This is a genomic window from Mycobacterium sp. NGS15, assembly GCF_059813245.1.
Map to the genome: position 1 here is coordinate 304,853 of NZ_JCALEF010000002.1, position 18,056 is coordinate 322,908.

The 18,056-nt window shown below is 65.0% G+C and carries 19 protein-coding genes; 13 read left to right on the plus strand and 6 right to left on the minus strand.

Annotation, left to right across the window (positions count from 1 at the left end; genetic code table 11):
- The first annotated feature begins 112 nt into the window (after positions 1-112).
- From AC5Y5C_RS05760 to AC5Y5C_RS05775, 4 genes are all read left to right on the plus strand, one after another.
- The gene (locus tag AC5Y5C_RS05760; protein ID WP_499970616.1) at positions 113-769 is read left to right on the plus strand and encodes a sensor domain-containing protein; all 657 of its coding nucleotides are present in this window, start codon (positions 113-115) and stop codon (positions 767-769) included.
- Between the two features lie 63 nt (positions 770-832).
- On the plus strand, positions 833-1,759 hold the full coding sequence (locus tag AC5Y5C_RS05765; RefSeq protein WP_499969929.1) for a PfkB family carbohydrate kinase: 927 nt from the start codon (positions 833-835) through the stop codon (positions 1,757-1,759).
- A gap of 51 nt (positions 1,760-1,810) precedes the next feature.
- Complete coding sequence (locus AC5Y5C_RS05770; protein ID WP_499969931.1) at positions 1,811-2,473, plus strand: sensor domain-containing protein; 663 nt, start codon at positions 1,811-1,813, stop codon at positions 2,471-2,473.
- Positions 2,474-2,476: 3 nt separating this feature from the next.
- Positions 2,477-3,118 (plus strand): sensor domain-containing protein, encoded by a 642-nt coding sequence (locus AC5Y5C_RS05775; protein WP_499969933.1) that lies wholly within the window; start codon positions 2,477-2,479, stop codon positions 3,116-3,118.
- Here the strand turns inward: AC5Y5C_RS05775 and AC5Y5C_RS05780 are convergent.
- From AC5Y5C_RS05780 to AC5Y5C_RS05795, 4 genes are read right to left on the minus strand one after another with little or no spacing between them, the layout of a single operon-like run.
- Entirely contained in the window at positions 3,103-3,963 is an 861-nt protein-coding gene (locus AC5Y5C_RS05780) for an N-acetylglucosamine-6-phosphate deacetylase (protein ID WP_499970618.1), read from the minus strand. The genes AC5Y5C_RS05775 and AC5Y5C_RS05780 overlap by 16 nt on opposite strands.
- 33 nt (positions 3,964-3,996) lie before the next feature.
- The gene (locus tag AC5Y5C_RS05785; protein WP_499970620.1) at positions 3,997-5,010 is read right to left on the minus strand and encodes an SIS domain-containing protein; all 1,014 of its coding nucleotides are present in this window, start codon (positions 5,008-5,010) and stop codon (positions 3,997-3,999) included.
- Positions 5,011-5,024: 14 nt separating this feature from the next.
- A complete protein-coding gene (locus AC5Y5C_RS05790) occupies positions 5,025-5,939 on the minus strand; it encodes an N-acetylglucosamine kinase (RefSeq protein ID WP_499969935.1) in 915 nt (304 codons plus the stop codon).
- Positions 5,924-7,318, minus strand: coding sequence for a sugar porter family MFS transporter (locus AC5Y5C_RS05795; RefSeq protein WP_499969937.1), 1,395 nt, complete (start codon positions 7,316-7,318; stop codon positions 5,924-5,926). The genes AC5Y5C_RS05790 and AC5Y5C_RS05795 overlap by 16 nt, the downstream gene beginning before the upstream one ends.
- A 114-nt stretch (positions 7,319-7,432) precedes the next feature.
- Between AC5Y5C_RS05795 and AC5Y5C_RS05800 the strand changes: the two genes are divergently transcribed.
- On the plus strand, positions 7,433-8,329 hold the full coding sequence (locus AC5Y5C_RS05800) for an LLM class F420-dependent oxidoreductase (protein ID WP_499970622.1): 897 nt from the start codon (positions 7,433-7,435) through the stop codon (positions 8,327-8,329).
- On the opposite strand, the gene AC5Y5C_RS05805 is transcribed toward AC5Y5C_RS05800, so the two are convergent.
- Positions 8,298-8,753 carry a nuclear transport factor 2 family protein gene (locus AC5Y5C_RS05805; protein ID WP_499969939.1) on the minus strand — a complete coding sequence of 152 codons (456 nt, stop codon included), beginning with the start codon at positions 8,751-8,753 and terminating at the stop codon, positions 8,298-8,300. The genes AC5Y5C_RS05800 and AC5Y5C_RS05805 overlap by 32 nt on opposite strands.
- A gap of 59 nt (positions 8,754-8,812) precedes the next feature.
- On the opposite strand from AC5Y5C_RS05805, the gene AC5Y5C_RS05810 reads away from it, so the two are divergent.
- The 8 genes from AC5Y5C_RS05810 to AC5Y5C_RS05845 are packed head-to-tail and all read left to right on the plus strand — an operon-like array spanning position 8,813 to position 16,486.
- A complete protein-coding gene (locus AC5Y5C_RS05810) occupies positions 8,813-9,592 on the plus strand; it encodes an SDR family NAD(P)-dependent oxidoreductase (RefSeq protein WP_499969941.1) in 780 nt (259 codons plus the stop codon).
- A gap of 45 nt (positions 9,593-9,637) precedes the next feature.
- Positions 9,638-10,888: an ergothioneine biosynthesis glutamate--cysteine ligase EgtA gene (egtA, locus tag AC5Y5C_RS05815; protein WP_499969943.1), complete on the plus strand. Its 1,251-nt coding sequence runs from the start codon at positions 9,638-9,640 to the stop codon at positions 10,886-10,888.
- Positions 10,885-12,180: an ergothioneine biosynthesis protein EgtB gene (gene egtB, locus AC5Y5C_RS05820; protein WP_499969946.1), complete on the plus strand. Its 1,296-nt coding sequence runs from the start codon at positions 10,885-10,887 to the stop codon at positions 12,178-12,180. Before egtA ends, egtB begins: the two co-directional genes overlap by 4 nt.
- A gap of 1 nt (position 12,181) precedes the next feature.
- Positions 12,182-12,892, plus strand: coding sequence for an ergothioneine biosynthesis protein EgtC (gene egtC, locus AC5Y5C_RS05825; protein ID WP_499969951.1), 711 nt, complete (start codon positions 12,182-12,184; stop codon positions 12,890-12,892).
- Between the two features lie 14 nt (positions 12,893-12,906).
- Positions 12,907-13,857 carry an L-histidine N(alpha)-methyltransferase gene (egtD, locus tag AC5Y5C_RS05830; protein WP_499969955.1) on the plus strand — a complete coding sequence of 317 codons (951 nt, stop codon included), beginning with the start codon at positions 12,907-12,909 and terminating at the stop codon, positions 13,855-13,857.
- Positions 13,854-14,927, plus strand: coding sequence for an ergothioneine biosynthesis PLP-dependent enzyme EgtE (gene egtE / locus AC5Y5C_RS05835; RefSeq protein ID WP_499969960.1), 1,074 nt, complete (start codon positions 13,854-13,856; stop codon positions 14,925-14,927). Before egtD ends, egtE begins: the two co-directional genes overlap by 4 nt.
- 60 nt (positions 14,928-14,987) lie before the next feature.
- A complete protein-coding gene (locus tag AC5Y5C_RS05840) occupies positions 14,988-15,638 on the plus strand; it encodes a TetR/AcrR family transcriptional regulator (RefSeq protein WP_499969962.1) in 651 nt (216 codons plus the stop codon).
- Positions 15,635-16,486 carry a metal-dependent hydrolase gene (locus AC5Y5C_RS05845; RefSeq protein WP_499969964.1) on the plus strand — a complete coding sequence of 284 codons (852 nt, stop codon included), beginning with the start codon at positions 15,635-15,637 and terminating at the stop codon, positions 16,484-16,486. The genes AC5Y5C_RS05840 and AC5Y5C_RS05845 overlap by 4 nt, the downstream gene beginning before the upstream one ends.
- Before the next feature lie 43 nt (positions 16,487-16,529).
- Here AC5Y5C_RS05845 and AC5Y5C_RS05850 read toward each other — a convergent pair whose 3' ends face one another.
- Positions 16,530-18,005, minus strand: a complete 1,476-nt coding sequence (locus tag AC5Y5C_RS05850; protein WP_499969967.1) for a glutamate-cysteine ligase family protein — start codon at positions 18,003-18,005, stop codon at positions 16,530-16,532.
- Positions 18,006-18,056: the final 51 nt, after the last annotated feature.

An 18,056-nucleotide genomic window follows, 5' to 3' on the forward strand; every position in this document is an offset into this window, starting at 1 on the left:
CAATTAATGCATACATTCGCATAGAACAATACTTGAGGGCCGGTGTCAATATCTTGATCGGTCATCGCCGCCACTCGTCTAGGCTCCTGCGGTTATGAGGTCTGTTCTGGGGGTGGCGTCGTTTCTTTGTGCGCTGACGATGGCAGTGGCGCCCGCAGGCACCGCCTCGGCGAATCCCGACGAGCTACCCGTGCAGACAGAAGCATTGCCCAGTCTGATGCTCGAGCCAGGGGACGTGAGTCGTGTCATGGGAGCCGACATGCATGTGTCCGGAGATTGGGGCGGGCTGGTGTCGGATCGGACCGACAGACCCGAATGCGGCAGCGTGGTTTTCGCATCGACAGCGAGCTATGAATCGTCCAATTACTTGTCCGGGCGGTACCGGTCGCTGACGGACAGGCCGAGCTGGACGCGCCTGGTGGACCAGAGCATGGTGATTTTTCCCGAATGGTCGGATGCGACGGACTTCGCTCTTGGTGAGGCCGATCGCTGGCGCGCCTGCGAGAACCAGCGGGTCACCTCGCTTCTGCCGCAGCCGGACGGAAGCACGCGTCGTGAATGGGTGCAGCTGCGCAAGATCGTCCAGGTGCAGGAGGTTCTGGTGGTCGGCTACGCGTGGCCGACGGATTTCGGGGGAGTTATGTACTGCCAGCACGCGCTGGCGCCGCTCCGGAACGTGGCTATCGATGTGCGGGCGTGCGCGGAACGGGACGGTAGTCGCGCCCTTGATCTCATCCTGGGTCTGCTGCCTCGGGTGGCCCGGGCATAGATGACGGGCATAGATGAGATGAAAGACGCTGAGAGAACCCCGGTCCCGGGTAGCCGCGAGAGCGTGCGCGACAGGGACGGCCTCATCTTCTGCGGCGAAACGCTCGTTGATCTGGTCCCGGCGGCTGGCGGATTGTGGCGTCCGGTACCCGGAGGCGGCCCGTACAACACCGCGATCACCGCCGCGAAGATGGGCGTGCGGACTGCGCTTCTCACGCACGTGTCCGGCGATGCGTTCGGGCGTCAGTGCGTACGGAACCTGGCCGAGGTAGGTGTCGTTGAATCGTTGGTCATGCGCCATGACGTTCCGACGACCTTGGCCATCGCCGACGTCGACGAACACGGAGCAGCCCAGTATCAGTTCTACTGGCAGGGAACCGCCAATGATGTTGCACCCTCGGCACTTCCCGATCCGGTGCGCGCTCCGGTGGCAATCTGGGCGGGTTCGATCGCCAGCGTGCTCTGGCGTGAACGCGATGAGGTGCGTGCGTGGATCATGCGGCACTATGCGGACATTCCGCTCATCTTCGATGTGAACGTGCGTCCGACGCTCATCGGTGACCGGGAGACGTATATCGCGCGCATCGCCCCGTGGTTGTCGATCGCGGAGGTGGCGCGGGCCAGCACCGAAGATCTTGAATTCCTATACCCGGAGTTGTCGATCGAGGGCGTGGTTGGCCGCTGGTTCGATGAGCACCCGCGCATCGAGATCGCCGTGGTTACCTGCGGGCCGGCGGGGTCGCTGGCATTCCGTCGGGGTGAACCGTCGCCGCTGCACGTCCCTGCCCACGAGGTCACCGTCGTCGACACCGTCGGTGCCGGTGACACGTACACCGGCGTCTTCCTCGACGGGTTCTATCAGCGTCGGCTCGATCTGCCTGAGGCGTTGCGTCGCGCGGCGGTGGCCGCGGCGATCACCTGCACCCGGCCCGGGGCGCAGCCTCCGGATGCGGCTGAGCTGGCCAAGGAGCTGCGCCGGGTGGCGTCCTAGAGTTCAATACACAACAACCGCGGGCCATCGAAGGCCTGGTGAGGGGAACGCATGCGATCGGTGGTGGGGGCACTGATGGTGACACTGGGCGCCGTGCACCCGGCCGTCGCGCTCGCTGAGCCTTCCCCGCCTGTGCCGCCCGCGGCGATCGACCGCCTCATGCTGACTCAGCAGGAGGCCGGACGGGTCATGGGCGTGGGTCTACCCAACGTCCACCGGCAGAGTGCGACCTTCGCATCGGATACCGATCGGCCGGATTGCGGAAGTATCGTGTTGGCGTCCGTGTCGAGCTATGACCGGTCTCCGTATCTGGCGGCCCACTCGCAAGCGTTATGGGATCACCCCGGCTGGTTCACCCTGGTCGATCAAAGTGTGGCGGTGTTTAGCACGGACGAGGAGGCCCGAGACTTCGCGCGGAGCGAGGCTCAGAACTGGCGCAAGTGCGAACAGCAGACGATCAATGTCTCCGAGCAGTCGATCGACGGCACCGCTCTGACGGCGAGCGTGGACATCCGGGGCGTCACGCAGGTCGACAACGTCCTGGCTGTCGGCTACGGAAGGAACGATTCGGCCTACGCATCGTGTCAGCATGTGCTTCTCGGCGAACGCAATGTCGCTATCGATATCCGTACGTGTTCAACGGTTTCCAAGAACGATGGGGAGCGTGCATTCGAATTGATGAAGATCGTCGGTCCGCGGGTGTGGGAGGCATAGGCCATGAGAATTTCGGCCATGATGGCCATGATGGCGGTCGCGCTGGCATGCGCGGCGCCCGCTTCCGCCGAGCAGGGCGCGCCGATACCGCCCGCCGCGATCGACGATCTGATGGTGACACCGGACGAGGCGTCCTCCGTTATGGGCGCGGCTTTTCCGGTCGTCGACCGATTCAACGCGCTCTCCGGCCTTACGACGGACAGACCGGACTGCGGCAGCGTGGTCCGTCCGTCAGTGGGCACCTACGACCGCGGCCCGTATATGGCCGCGCACGAGCAGTACTTACAGGACAGCACACCGTGGAACGTTCAGGTTGTACAAAGCATCGCTGTCTTCCCCGCGGATGACGAGGCGCGCGACTTCGCCTCCACCGAGATGGACATGTGGCTGAGGTGTGCGAAGCACACCGTGCACGACTCCGCGCAGTGGCGGTATGTGATCGGCTCGTTGCACCGAGACGATGACGCGGTCGTTGGTTCCTACGTGATGATTACGAATGACGGAGCGCGAATGTCCTGCTCGCGTCTACTGGCCAGGGTCCGCAACACCGCGACCGATCTACGCGGCTGCTCGGCTGGCCCGGAAAGTTACCAACGGCTGCTCGGAATCGCGAAGATCATCGGACCGCGCTACGACGCCGCCTGAACACGCACCGCGCGCCGGGGGTTGACCGACGTCTGCAGGGCGGCCACCTCAGGGCCGGCCTGGGACGCCGCGAACCGGTAAAGGTCGGCCATGCTCGCGGTGCTCCCCGCGATAGTGCCATCGGGAAGTCGTGCCTCGCCGGAGGTCACGGTGACCGGCAGTTGGCCCAAGTGATAAGCACCGTCCGGCATTCCGGCTGCGCACATTGCGTCGGTGACGAGTGCGATCCGGTCGGGGCCCACCGTGGCCAGCACCATTCGGTAGATCGCGGGGTGGACGTGGACACCGTCTGCGATCAACTCGATGGTCACCTCTGGGCTCTCCAGGAGTGCGGGGATGGGGCCGGGTTCGCGGTGGTGGATCGGACGCATGGCGTTGAAGAGATGAGTGGCGACTGTCGCGCCAGCCGAAATGGCCTGCAATGTCTGCTCATAGGTGGCATCGGTATGTCCCACTGCGGCCACCACGCCTCGTGCGACGAGTAATTCGATGGCCTGGATCGCGCCCGGAAGCTCGGGTGCGATGGTGACCATCCGAATGTGCCCGGCTCCGGCGTCCAATAGTCGCTCCAGCTCGGCGAGATCCGGTGCGCGCAGCAGACGGGGATCGTGAGCACCGGCGTACCGCGGCGACAGCCAGGGGCCTTCGAGGTGTATCCCGGCGATGCCGTCCGCACCCGCCATCCGGGCAAGCACGCGCACGGCGCCGAGCATCTCATCGGGCGCCAGGGTCACCAGGCTGGCGAGCATATCGATGGTGCCGTGGGATCGATGCCACGCTGCGGCAATGCGATTGGCCTCGGGGTCGTCTCCGAACGACGCGCCACCACCGCCGTGCACGTGCATATCGAAAAACTCGGCAGAAGCCACGTCATGCCCTCACAGCGTTTCGGTCACCTTGGACAAGCCTCTTGGTATATCGGGGTTTTCGCCGCGCCCAATCGCCAACTGCAGCGCGAGTAGCTGCAGCGGAAGAATGGCCAACATGGGAGAAAGCTCCTCAAGTGTCGGCTCCAGGGTCACACCTAACCCGGTGGCCGCCACCGCGTCCGCCGACCCCACGCAGCACACATCCGCCCCGCGTCCGGCCAGCCGTTGCAGCACGTCGTTCATGGCGCGGCCGCCGACTCCGTCGGGCACGATCGCGATCACCGGTACCTGCGGGTCGATCATCGCCAGCGGGCCGTGTAATAGATCGGCTCCTGAGAATGCCTGAGCAGAAAGATAACTCGTTTCCATCAGCTTGAGGGCGGCCTCGCGCGCCGTCGGGTACGAGTAGCCACGGCCGGTGGTGACGAGGCGTGACGCGAAGCGGTAGCGGGTGGCCAGCTGCTGTACGACGGCACTGTGCAGGATCTCCTCGCCGCGTTCCGGAAGCAGGTTGACTGCCGTATTGTCGCGGCCCGCCACATCGGTGAGCAGTAGGTACAGCGCCAGTAGTTGCGCGGTGTACGACTTGGTGGCTGCGACAGCGAGCTCAGGTCCGGCCAACACGTCCACGTGGTATTCAGCGGCGGTCGCGAGCGCGGATTTCGGGGCGTTGGTCACCGCCACGGTGAGCGCACCCTGCTCGCGTGCCACCGACAGGGTCTGCACGAGGTCGGGGGAACCGCCCGATTGGCTCACTCCGATCACCAGCACGCCCGAAAGGTCAGGTCGTGCACCGTAGGTCGTCATCGTCGACGGCGAGGCCAATCCCGCGGGGACCTGCAGGATGATCTCGGTGAGGTACTTGCCATACAGTGCGGCGTGGTCACTGGTCCCACGCGCGACGAAGAGCACGAAGCGGGGCCTGTACTCGACGATTTTGGCTGCCACCTCCGCAATCGCGGGCCGGCCGTCAGACAGCAGCCGCCCCCATACGGTCGGCTGCTGGCGGATCTCGTCAGCCATATGCGTCCCCGCGGTCATGCCTTCTCCAATCCGTCGACGTCGGCCCCGGCAAGGGCCAACGCTCCAAACACCGGTTCACGTTGCAGCACAGCAATATCCGAAACACCTGTGGTCTGTGTGCGTTCGATGATATCGGCGACCAAGTCCGGTTGGTTGACCAGCAGGCCGCCAGCGAGGACCACAGGCAATCCGGGGCCCAATCGTATGCAGACACCCTCGATCAACGCGGCCAAGTCGATGGCTGTTTGTCTAGTGATCACCTGAGCGGCCTCGTCGCCGGCCGCCGCGAGGTCGAAAACGAGCCCCGCCATCTTGGCCCAGTACCGCCGTTCGGGGTGGGCATAGAAGTGGTCGAGCAGCTGAGCGGGCTCGGTCACACCGCACCCGGAGGTGAACTTCCGTGATAACGGGTCAGGCGGCTCACCTCTGTCAGATAGGGAGAGCGCATGCCGCACAGCAGATCTCGATACACCGTAGCCGCTGCCCTCATCTCCGAGCAGATATCCCCAGCCCCCTACCCGCGCCGTGGTGCCATCGGCGCGTTTCCCCCACGCTACCGAGCCGGTACCGGATATCACCGCGATGCCCGCCGTCAAGCCGCCCGCCGCCAAGATCAGCTGAGTGTCGTGCACCGCCGTGATGTTGGCATGGGGTGCAAACGGTCGCAGCAGCCGAATCAGGGTTTGCGCGCCTTCCTCGGTGTCCACACCGGCCGATCCGGCGCTCACGTGCGAGACATCGTCGCGGTTCAGCGTGGAAAAGATGTCGGCGAATACGGTTTTCGCCTGTTCTTCGGTCACCGACTGTAGATTCGCACTCCCCGCCAGCGCCTCGCCGATCACCTTGCCATCCGCGACGGCCAGCGCGCGGGTCTTGGATCCGCCGATGTCGATCCCGACTATCACGCCGCCTGTTACGTCTCGGGCCACTTGCCCCCGCTTTCCCAGAAGTGCCGGATCTCCTCAAGGTCGCGGCCCTTGGTCTCCGGCGCCAGCACATAGACGAACACCAGTGCTGCCACCGCGAGGGCGCCGAAGACGCCGAACGCCACCACGCCACCGAGTGCGGTCAACAATGTCAGGAAGTACATGGAGACAATGGCGTTCGCCACCAGATCCGATGTCAACATGGCGCTGGCCCCGTAGGAGCGCAGACGTGCCGGGAAGCTCTCGCCCGCGTACACCCACACCAGCGAGCCGAATCCGAAAGTGAAGCCCACCGCGATGAGCACGATGCCGAGAAATCCGAGAACGGTCAGCGCGCCGCCGAAGGATGATCCGCCGACCGCGAACACGCCCACCAGCAGCGCGTCGGCAATGATCATGATGGTGATACCGATCATGAGGATGGGCCGCCGGCCCATGCGGTCGATCGTCGACATGGATACGAACACCGCCAGTAGCGCCGCTACCTGGACGAGTGCGGGGAGCCCGAGTTTGGCGAAGTATCCCGACATGCCCATCGCCTCGAAGATGCGAGGCCCGTAGTAGACGACGGCGTTGATACCGGTGATCTGGATGAAGAAACCAAGGCCGACAACGAAAAACGTCGCTCTGTTGTAGGGCGGAGTGATCATCTCTCGCAACCGCGCCAGCACCGAGCCGCCGCCCTCGGCCCGCAGCGCCGCGGTGATCTCGTCGAGCTCGTGGTCGATATCGATATCCGGATCCACCGCGGTGAGGATCTCCCGTGCTCGTGCACGATCACCGCGCATCATGTACCAGCGGGCGGTGTCGGGGAGTTTGCGCAAGGCGATCAGCACCAACGCGGCCGGGATGGCCGCCAGGCCCAGCATCAGCCGCCAACTGCCGGTGGACGACAATGCCCAGGCAATGAGGTACCCAGCGATGATGCCCGTGACGCAGGCCAATTGGTAGAGCACCAGCATGGAGCCGCGGATCTTGGTCGGCGAGGATTCCGCGACGAACACCGGAACCACTACCACGGAAATTCCCACCGTCACCCCAAGCAGCGTTCTGGCCCCCACCAGCGTTGTCAGGTCAATGGCCAGTGCGGACAGCAGAGAGAAGATTCCAAAAGTGGCTGCCACCAACACCATTGACCGCTTGCGGCCAATTCGGTTAGATAGTGGCCCGCCGATGAGTGCGCCCACGATCTCGCCGATCACCACCGCGGTGGCGGCCACCTGCTGGTCGTGGGTGGACAGGTGCAGGTCCTCGGTGAGGAACAGCAATGCGCCCGCGATGTTGGAGGAGTCGTATCCGTAGATAACACCCACCGCTGCGGCGGTTACGGCCACCATGAGGCCCAGACGCGACGTCGCGCGGAGGTCGGTGATCAGGCTCATCTCACGTATTAGACACTGATGAGCGCTTGCGTGAAGAAGATTGGGTACTGATGAGCGCTTGCGTGAAGAAGATTAGACACTGATGAGCGCTTGCGTGACGAAGATTGGATGGCTGTGAAGATCGGTGTTGTCGCTCCTGTGGAGCTCGGGATTACCGCGGAACCAGACAAGATCCTCGAATTCGCGCGTGCCGCAGAGCGGCTGGGCTTCAGTGAGATCTCCGTGGTGGAGCACGCGGTCGTCATCGGAAACACGCAGAGCACCTATCCCTATTCGCCGACAGGACAGTCGCACCTGCCCGATGACGTAGACATCCCCGATCCGCTTGAGCTGCTGTCCTTCGTCGCGGGTGCCACCACGACCCTGGGGCTGTCCACCGGCGTGCTGGTGTTGCCGGACCACCATCCCGTGGTGCTGGCCAAACGTCTGGCCACCCTGGACCGGCTGAGCCGGGGGCGGCTGCGGATCTGCCTGGGCGTGGGGTGGATGCGCGAGGAGATCGAGGCGTGCGGCGGGGATTTCGATCGTCGGGGCCGGGCCACCGATGAAGGCATCACGGTCATGCGTGCGCTCTGGTCAACCGACGGTCCCGCCGCATACGACGGTGAGTTCTATCGGTTTCGGGACGCCTATTCATATCCTAAACCCGCACAGCCGCAGGGTATTCCGCTGTACATCGGCGGGCACAGCAAGGCCGCGGCGCGCAGAGCGGGGCGACTGGGCGACGGCTTTCAACCGCTGGGTCTGGTCGGTGAGGACCTGTCGGGCGCGGTGGGCGTCATGCGCGCGGCGGCAGCCGACCTGGGCCGAGATCCCGCCGAGATCGATCTCGTGCTCGGCCATGGTCTGCATCGCGTGGATCAGGCGGCGCTGGACCAGGCTCGCCAGACCGGGGCCGGGCGCATGCTGCTCTCGGCCTCGCGGCGCGCGCTGTCTTCCGGCACCCTCGGTGCCGTTATCGACGAGATGGCCGAATGCGCTACGCGACTCGAACTGGCCGGTCCTCGCTGAACACCACGACCGGCTCACGGCGGGTGAAGACCCAACCGGCGGGTCCGCGCTGATAGTTGTCGAGATAGCGCACGGCCATCACATTGTCATGAAACGAGTCGCGGTTTCCGTCCGTCCCGCGGAGATAGACGTGGTGCGCCATGCAGTAGACCTCGCCCGTCGCGGTATCACCGCTGACGGTCGCCGTCTGCTGGCCGATGAGGTGGTAGGTCGCATGCAGCGGTGCCAGCGCGGCGACAATCGAATCCGCGATGGCCTCCCGACCCTGCAAGGCCGCCGAATCGCCCCGCCGCAGCAGGGCAGGAGGGCGCACCAGCTCGGCGCCGGCGGAGAACAATCCGACGAGTGCATCGATGTCGCGGCGGTCTGCGGCGCTGGCGTACCGGGCGACGAGATCTTGGATGGCGAGTCGGTCATCGGTCACGAATACAAAGCCTATGGGGCCTCGATCTCCCAACCAACCAATCGGTTAGGGTGCGGCTCATGGATATCAATGGTGTGTCTGCAATCGTCACGGGTGGTGCCTCCGGTCTCGGCGCCGCAACTGCTCGCCTGCTCGCTGAGCAGGGCGCCAAGGTCGTCATCGCCGACGTTCAGGACGAAAAGGGTGAGGCTCTGGCCAAGGAACTCGGTGGGGCTTTCGTGCACACCGATGTCACCAGCGAGACCGACGGTATCGCGGCCGTCGACGCCGCCAAGGAACTCGGACCGGTGCGCGTCCTCATCAACTGCGCGGGCGTCGGCTGGCCCGGACGCACCATCGGCAAGGACGGCCAGTACGCCTCGGCCCACTCCCTGGACATCTTCTCCAAGGTTATCGGCATCAACCTGATTGGTTCGTTCAACCTGATCCGTCTCGCGGCCACCGCGATCAGCCAGGAAGAGCCGGTCGACGAGTTCGGTGAGCGCGGCGCCATCGTCAACACCGCGTCCGTCGCGGCGTTCGACGGACAGATCGGTCAGGCCGCGTACTCCGCATCCAAGGGCGGCATCGTCGGCATGACCCTCCCGATCGCGCGCGATCTGTCGGTTGTCGGCATCCGCGTCAACACCATCGCGCCGGGTCTCATCGACACCCCGATCTACGGCGAGGGCGAATCCGCGCAACAGTTCAAGGACCGCCTCGCGCCGAACGTGCTGTACCCGCAGCGCCTGGGTAACCCCGAAGAGTTCGCGTCGCTGGCCCTCGAGCTCGTCACCAACAGCTACATGAACGCCGAGACGATTCGCATCGACGGCGGGGCAAGGCTGCAGCCTAAGTAGCCCCGAACGGATTCACTTGTCGGTGGCCTATGGAACATTGGAGAGATGGCCACCACGGCGTCGGAGGCTCTCACTGGGCGACCGCTGTCCGGACACGACGAGGCTGCCGAGCACATCGCTCGGCAGGCCTTCGCCGACGCGCACGTTGGCACGGTCGGGCTGGAACTGGAATCTCATACCGTCGAGCTGGCCGCCCCGCACCGCAGGGTCAACTGGAATCGGCTGCATGAGATCGCGGATTCGGTTCCTGATCTGCCCGGGTCCAGCGCGATCACGTTTGAACCGGGCGGGGCGGTCGAACTCTCCGGCCCCCCACGTGCCGACGTGTTGTCCGCGATTTCGTCGATGCGAGCCGATCACGCGATCCTGGCCTCGGCATATCGCGACGCCGGGGTCGCGCTCGCCAGCCTGGGCACCGACCCGTTGCGTATCCCCGAACGTGTCAATCCCGCGGCGCGATACGCCGCGATGGCCGGCCATTTCGGTGCCGCTGGGTTCGGCGAGACCGCGCTACAGATGATGACCTGCACCGCGTCTTTGCAGGTCAATCTGCAGTCCGGGACACCACGCCAGTGGCGGGACAGGTTCGCGCTGGCACAACAGATCGGCCCGACGATGGTGGCGCTCTCGGCGTCCTCACCCATGCTCGCGGGTCGCCGGACAGGACGGCGAAACACCAGGCAGTGGATTTGGGACAACCTGGATCCGCGACGCTGCGCTCCGGTCAAGATCGGCTCCGACCCGACCGAATCCTGGGTCCGCTACGCGCTGCGAGCGCCCGTCATGCTGGTGCGAAACAAGGACGACGCAGAGGCGGTTGTCACCCATGTGCCGTTCCACTCCTGGGTCGACGGGACCGCGCGGCTCGCAGGGCGTGCTCCCACCACCGAAGACCTCGACTATCACCTGACCACGCTCTTTCCGCCGGTGCGACCGCGGCGCTGGCTGGAGTTGCGATACCTGGATGCCGCACCGGATTGGTGGTGGCCCGCGTTGGCGTTCACCGTTGTCGCGGCGCTGGACCATCCGCAGGTCGCCGATATTGCTGCGGACACGGTCGAACCACTTGGCGACGCCTGGGAGGTGGCGGCGCGGGACGGTCTGGCGGATCCGGCGCTGCACGCGGCCGGGCGTCGGCTGGTGTCGGCCGCATGCGCGGTGGCGCCGCCCGAATTGGCCGCGGATATGGCATTCCTTGTGGAGCGTGTCGAACAAGGGCGTTGCCCTGCAGATGATTTCATCGACAACGTCACGGAGTACGGGGTGGAGCAGGCCTTCTCCGGGGCGGCCCAATGATCCGGGAGGACCTGGCGCGGGACCTTGAAGCGGCACGCGTGCGCACGCTGACGATCACCGACCACGACGATGCCGAGCTGCATCGTCAGTACGACCCGTTGATGAGTCCTTTGGTGTGGGACCTCGCGCATATCGGCCAGCAGGAAGAGCTGTGGCTGTTGCGCGGTGGAGATCCACGCACGCCGGGGATGCTGCCCGGTGATATCGAGTCCCTCTATGACGCCTTCCGGCACACCCGGGCCAGCAGGGTGCAGCTGCCGCTGCTCTCGCCGGCACAGGCACGATCTTTCTGCCACGAGGTGCGGGGTCGGGTTTTGGACCGGCTGGATGCGCTGCCCCTGGACGGTTCTGCGCGTTCGGACGAATTCACCTACGCCATGGTGCTCAGCCATGAGCATCAACATGACGAAACCATGTTGCAGGCCTTGTCGATTCGCAGCGGGGCCGCTCTGCTCGAGCGTGTTGACCCATTGCCACCGGGACGCCCTGGTGTGGCGGGAACCTCGGTGCTGGTGCCCGGGGGGCCGTTTGTGTTGGGCGTCGATGCGATCGACGAGCCGTTCTCGCTCGATAACGAGCGGCCCGCGCATGTGGTGGTTCTCAAGAGCTTCCGGATCGGCAGGGTTCCGGTCACCAACGCCGAGTGGTCGGCATTTATCGCCGATGGCGGGTACCGGCGCCAGGAATTCTGGACCGAGGCCGGGTGGGCACACCGATGCGCGGAAGATCTGACGGCGCCCAAGTTTTGGAACAAGGGCGGAACACTCACACGGTTCGGTCGTGAGCTGGAGATTGTGCCCGACGAGCCGGTGCAGCACGTCACCTTTCACGAAGCGCAGGCCTACGCCGCCTGGGCAGGTGCGCGATTACCCACCGAGGCCGAATGGGAGAAGGCCTGTGTATGGGATCCGGAAGCCTCTGCACGACGGCGTTTTCCGTGGGGTGTGGACGCCCCGGACGGTGACCGAGCCAATCTCGGTGGAGGTGCGCTGGGCCCGGCACCGGTCGGGGCCTACCCGGTGTCGGCATCGGCTTACGGTGTCGAGCAGATGCTCGGCGATGTGTGGGAGTGGACCACATCCCCGCTGCGGCCGTGGCCGGGCTTCACGCCGATGATCTACCAGCAGTACAGCGAGCCGTTCTTCGAAGGTTCTGGGGCCGGTGACTATCGCGTGCTGCGCGGCGGATCGTGGGCGGTGGCGCAGTCGATCATGCGGCCCAGCTTCCGCAACTGGGATCATCCGATCCGGCGACAAATATTCAGCGGCGTCCGTCTGGCCTGGGACGTCTAGCATGTGCCGTCATCTGGGCTGGTTGGGCGAGCCGCGCAGCCTGGCGTCGTTGGTGCTCGATCCACCGCACAGTCTGCTGGTGCAGTCGTATGCGCCACGGCGCCAGAAACATGGGGTGGTCAATGCCGACGGATGGGGCGCCGGATTCTTCGCCGACGAAATACCAGGACCGGATGTCGTGGGCGTTGCGGCCCCGCACCGGTGGCGCAGCGCACGACCGCTGTGGGGCGATGCCTCCTTTGCTTCGGTGGCCCCGGTGCTGCGCAGCCGATGCGTGGTGGCAGCAGTCCGCTCCGCCAGTGTCGGGATGCCTATCGAGGAGTCCGCGGCCGCGCCGTTCACGGATGGAACATGGTTGTTGTCGCACAACGGGATAGTCGATCGCGGTGCGGTGGGTGAGGTCTTCGGGGCTGAATCGGTGGTGGACAGTGCGGTGCTGGCGGCGCGCATATTCGCCGCGGGGCCGGAGAACCTCGGCGAGGTAGTTCGCCAGGTCGGGGCTGCTGATCCGGGTGCTCGGCTGAACATACTGGCGGCCAACGGAAATGAATTGATCGCCACGACCTGGGGTGACACCCTGTCGATTTTGGAGGCCTCCGGCGGTGTGGTGGTGGCGAGTGAACCGTACGACGACGACCCGTCCTGGGTCGATATCCCGGACCGGCACGTGGTGCGGGTACGCGATGGGAAGGTAGAGGTAAGAGGATTATGACGGCGTCGTCCCCTATGACCCTCGAGAATCACCTAGCCTCCGGTGCCGCAGCGCAGGCGCTACGACGTGATGTCCGGCAGGGTCTGACTGCAGAAGCGAAATCGCTTCCTCCTAAATGGTTTTACGATGAGGTCGGTAGCGACCTGTTCGACGAGATCACCAGGCTGCCGGAGTACTACCCGACGCGGACCGAGGCTGGGTTGTTGCGGGCTCATGCGGCCGATATCGCGGCGGTCTCCGGCGCCGACACCCTCGTGGAGTTGGGAAGCGGCACCTCCGAGAAGACGCGAATGCTGCTCGATGCGTTGGCTCCCAGTACCTTCATTCCCTTCGATGTGGACTCCGGGGTGCTGCGCGCGGCGGGAGATGCGCTCGTCGAGGAGTATCCGGGGATGCGGGTCCGCGCGGTGTGTGGGGACTTCGAGAAGGACCTTGCGCGGATCCCGCGGGAAGGGCGGCGGTTGGTTGCTTTCCTGGGATCCACGATCGGGAATCTGACCACCGAACCGCGCGCGCGATTCTTGGCCGATGTCGCGGGCGCGCTCGATTCCGGTGAAATGTTGCTATTGGGAACTGATTTGGTCAAGGATACCGGGCGTCTGGTGCGCGCCTACGACGACAGTGCCGGTGTGACCGCTGCTTTCAACCGCAATGTGCTGGCGGTGATCAATCGTGAACTGGACGCGGATTTCTCTCTGGAGGCTTTCGAACACGTCGCGTTGTGGAACGGCGAGGAGGAGCGCATGGAGATGTGGTTGCGGTCGGTGCGCGACCAGCGGGTGAGGATCGAAGCTCTGGATCTCGCCGTCGAATTCGGGGCGGGCGAGATGATGCTGACCGAGGTGTCCTGCAAGTTCCGGCGGGAGGGCGTCGCGCGCGAGTTGGCCGCCGCGGGCCTGGATCAAACGCACTGGTGGACTGACGATTCCCATGATTTCGGACTATCGCTGGCAGTGAAGCAGTGACCCTGGGCGAGCAGTGGAAGCAGTGCAGGCCGCCGGTTCTCGGTGCGCACCTGGATTCGGCTGCCTGCTCACGGCAGAGCCTCGAGACCATTCGCGCGGTGGCTCAGCACGCCGAGCATGAGGCGCAGATCGGCGGCTACGTGGCACAGGAGGCTGCGACACCGGTCCTCGACGCCGGGCGTGCGGCCGTGCGCCACTTGACGGGGATGCCCGGGGCGCAGGTGCATTTCACCACGGGCGCGGCCGATGCGCTGCGTACCCTCCTGCAGTCGTGGCCTGCCGATGCCGGGCGGGCTATCGCTTGCCTGCCAGGAGAATTCGGCCCGAACCTGATGATCATGAACCACGTCGGATTTACGCCGGTGTGGCTGCCTGCCGACGAGGATGGCCGAGCCGACTTGGGCGGGATCGAGGCGTTCCTGCGTCGCGAGAAGGTGGACCTGGTGCATGTCACGGCCATCGGCAGCCACCGTGGCACCGTGCAGCCCGCCGATGAGGTGGTCGCATGCGCGCGAGCGGCCGGGGTGCCCGTAGTGGTTGATGCCGCTCAGGCCCTCGGCCATGTCGACTGCACCTACGGCGCGGACGCCATGTACGCACCGTCACGCAAATGGCTGACAGGACCACGCGGGGTGGGCGTGCTTGCCGTCAATCCGTCTCTCGCGCATCTGGTTCCGCAGTGGTCAGGCCACATCGAGGCGCATGTCGCGGGCTGGGTGGGGCTGTCGGTCGCGCTGGGGCAGCATCTGGCGGCCGGTCCTGCACAGGTTCAGGGTGCATTGGCCGAGCGCGGAAGATCGACACGAAAGATCTTGGGGGAACTCAAGGATTGGCGGGTTGTCGAATCCGTGGACGAGCCCAGCGCCATCACCACCCTGGAGCCCGTCGGCGACCTGGACGTCGTCGCGGTGCGGGCGCGCCTCATCGCGGAACACGCGATCGTGACGACCGCTGCCGAGACAGTGCGGGCACCGTTCGAGATGACCAGGCCGGTGCTGCGGATCAGCCCGCACGTCGACGGCACCGACGAGGAGTTGGAGCAGCTGCGGGCCGTGTTGGAGGCGGTCTAGGACACCGTCCCGTTTACAGGCAGGCTTGCCTGTCTGTGACATTCGAGCTACCGTGACCTCATGTCGGGGACGCGCGGCAGAAGACGACACTCGGACGACTATGTCCGGGTCTCCCGTGTGGAGCGGGTCGAGGCCATGCGGCTGCGGCTACTGGACGCGACGCTGTGGTGCATTGCCGACAAGGGCTACGCAGCGACTTCCACTAACGACGTGGTGCGGCGTGCCGGAGTGTCGCGTGGCGCACTGGCCCACCATTTTCCGACCAAGGCGGCGTTGGTCAACGCGGCGGCCAGCCGACTCGTAGCAAATCGTGCCGGCTACTTCCAGGAACGCCTCGCGTCGTTAACCCCTGAGGAACGCACCCCGGCCGTGGCCCTGGAAATTCTGTGGTCGCTCTATGAGGAACCGGAGTGCCGCGCTCTGACCGAGCTATCGATTGCGGCGCGGCACGATGCTGAGCTGCGTGCGTTGATGAGGTCCTGGGACGACACCTACCTCGAGGTGCTGCTGACCGCCTCGACTGAGTTCTTCCCGGAGCTAGCGGCCAGGCCGGATGCCGCGCTGTTGTTGCGATCCGTCACGGCGCTCTATGACGGTCTTGGTCTGTATGACCTGACGCGTGCGGACGCCAGGAAGAAGGCCGCCGAGGTACGCGGCTTCTTCACCGAACTATTGACGCGGATAGAACCCGCGATAGGAGAACATCCATGACTGGTATCCAGGCGCGGCGGGTTCACGCTCGCCGTATTCGTTTCAGCTATCCCGAAGGTGGCCTGCAGCGCCACTATGTCCAGGGCGATCTCGTGATGAGTCACGTCATTGCGTACCTGTCCGCTACCTTCCCGGAGGGGGAGGACTTCTTCGTCCGGTCGGTCCGCAATCACGCGGATCAGGTGGGCGATCCTGAGCTCAAGGAGCAAGTCAGGGGATTCATCGGACAGGAAGTGACACACAGCCGCGAGCATGTCGCACTCAACGAACGCTTGCAGGAGATGGGTTATCCCACGCGGTTCGCCGATCACCGCACGCGTGCGGTGCTGCGCCTGTACGAAAAAGTGTTGTCGCCGCTGACATGTCTGGCCATCACCGCAGCGCTCGAGCACTACACCGCCGTGTTGGCCGAGACCTTGCTGGGCGACGAAGACGCGCGGGCGCTACTCGGCTCCACCGAGGTGCGCAAGATGCTGTTGTGGCATGCCTATGAGGAGTCGGAACACCGTGCCGTCGCCTTCGATGTGTACCGGACCGTGGGCGGCAGCGAACGCCGCCGCATCTGGACCATGCGTCTGGTCACCCTCGCCTTCATCGGTAGCACGGTGTTGTTCACGACCTTGTCCTTGCTGCGAGACCGCGCCACGTACAACCCAATCCGGCTTGTTCGTAGCCTGCTCGCGCTGCGCCATTCACCGTTCGTGAAACGTTCTGTCCGTCAACGCCTCCGGGAGTACAACAAGCCTGGCTTCCACCCGGATGACACCGATAACACCGCGCTGCTGGAGCATTGGCATCCAGAGCTGTTCGGTGCGACCGGGCAGCTCGCCGATAACCTGGCCCGGTAGGAGTACCTGCGTCGCACGTGCGGCAGCGGCAGGCGCTCACCTTCTAGATCAGCTCCCAGGTGTGCACGGGCTCGTTGGAATGCATTTGCTCGCAGTACATCCGGAGCATCTCGGTAAGCGCGGACCTACGGTCCAACCCGCGCTCCTCCCACGCGCCGACGGTGTGTGTCTGCCAGGCCGCGCCGTTGATGCCCGACTTCGCACGCGCTTCGATGACGCCGAGATAGCGGTCACGCACCTCGGTGGCCACTCCCCAACGTTGCAACCCCTCATGGGCCATGGGCAGCAGGTGCCGGAGCGTCAATTCATCGGCGGTGATCTCACCGACGCCGGGCCAGTACATCCGTGCCTCTACGCCCCGCCGGGCACCTTCGAGGAAATTGTCATGGGCCGCAGCGAAAGTCATCTTGGTCCACACCGGGCGGTCATCCTCGGCCAGCGCTCGCAGCGCACCGTAATAGAACGCGGCGTTGGCCATCACGTCGATCACCGTCGGCCCGGCAGGCAGCACCCGATTCTCCACACGCAGATGTGGGGTGCCGTTGACGACGTCGTAGATCGGCCGGTTCCAGCGATAGATGGTGCCGTTGTGCAACCGCAGTTCCTGAAGCCGCGGTGCCCTCCCGGCCGCGAGCTCGGCCACGGGGTCCTCATCGGAGATCTCCGGCAGCAGCGACGGAAAGTAGAGGACGTTTTCTTCGAACAGGTCGAAGATCGAGGTGATCCAGCGCTCGCCGAACCACACCCTGGGGCGCACCCCCTGCACCTTGAGTTCCTGCGGACGGGTGTCGGTCGACTGTGTGAAGAGCTCGATTCGCGTCTCTGCCCACAAGGACTTGCCGAAGAAGAACGGTGAGTTAGCGGCCAGCGCCAGCTGCGGACCCGCCAGCAGCTGGGCTGCGTTCCAGTTGGCGGCGAAGTCGTCGGGTGCCACCTGCAGATGCAGCTGCATGCTGGTGCACGCGGATTCCGGGGCGATCGAGGGTGACCTGACGCTGAGCCGCTCCATGCCGGCAATGTCGATCTGCATGTCCTCACCGCGGGCGGTGAACACCGCGTCGTTCAATGCGCGATATCGGGAGGAGGGGCTCATCCACGCGCCGTTCAGATGTTCGGGCATCACCGTCGGCAGGATGCCGATCATGACGATGTGCGCGCCTTGCTCGCCGGCTCGCTGCTCGGCGGCGTTGAGACTGGCCCGCACGTCGCTCTCGAGTTCGAGGGCCGCAGAACCCGGAAGCGCGCGCGGTGGCACATTCAACTCGATGTTGTAGGCGCCCAGTTCTGTCTGAAACGCCGGATCGGCGATCGAGGCGAGGACTTCGGTGTTCGTCATCGCCGGCTGGTAGTTGCCGTCGACCAGGTTGAATTCGATCTCCATCCCGGTCAGCGGTCGTTCGAAATCGAATCGGGACTCCGACAGCATGGTTTCGAACACGTCCAGACAGTTCTGCACCTTGGTGCGATAGGCCCGGCGGTGCTCACCGGTGAACTGGGTGCGCGCGACCTCGTCGCCCATGGGTCGTATTGTTCCTCAACCAGAGGCTTGGGCCTGGTTGATTGCCCGCAC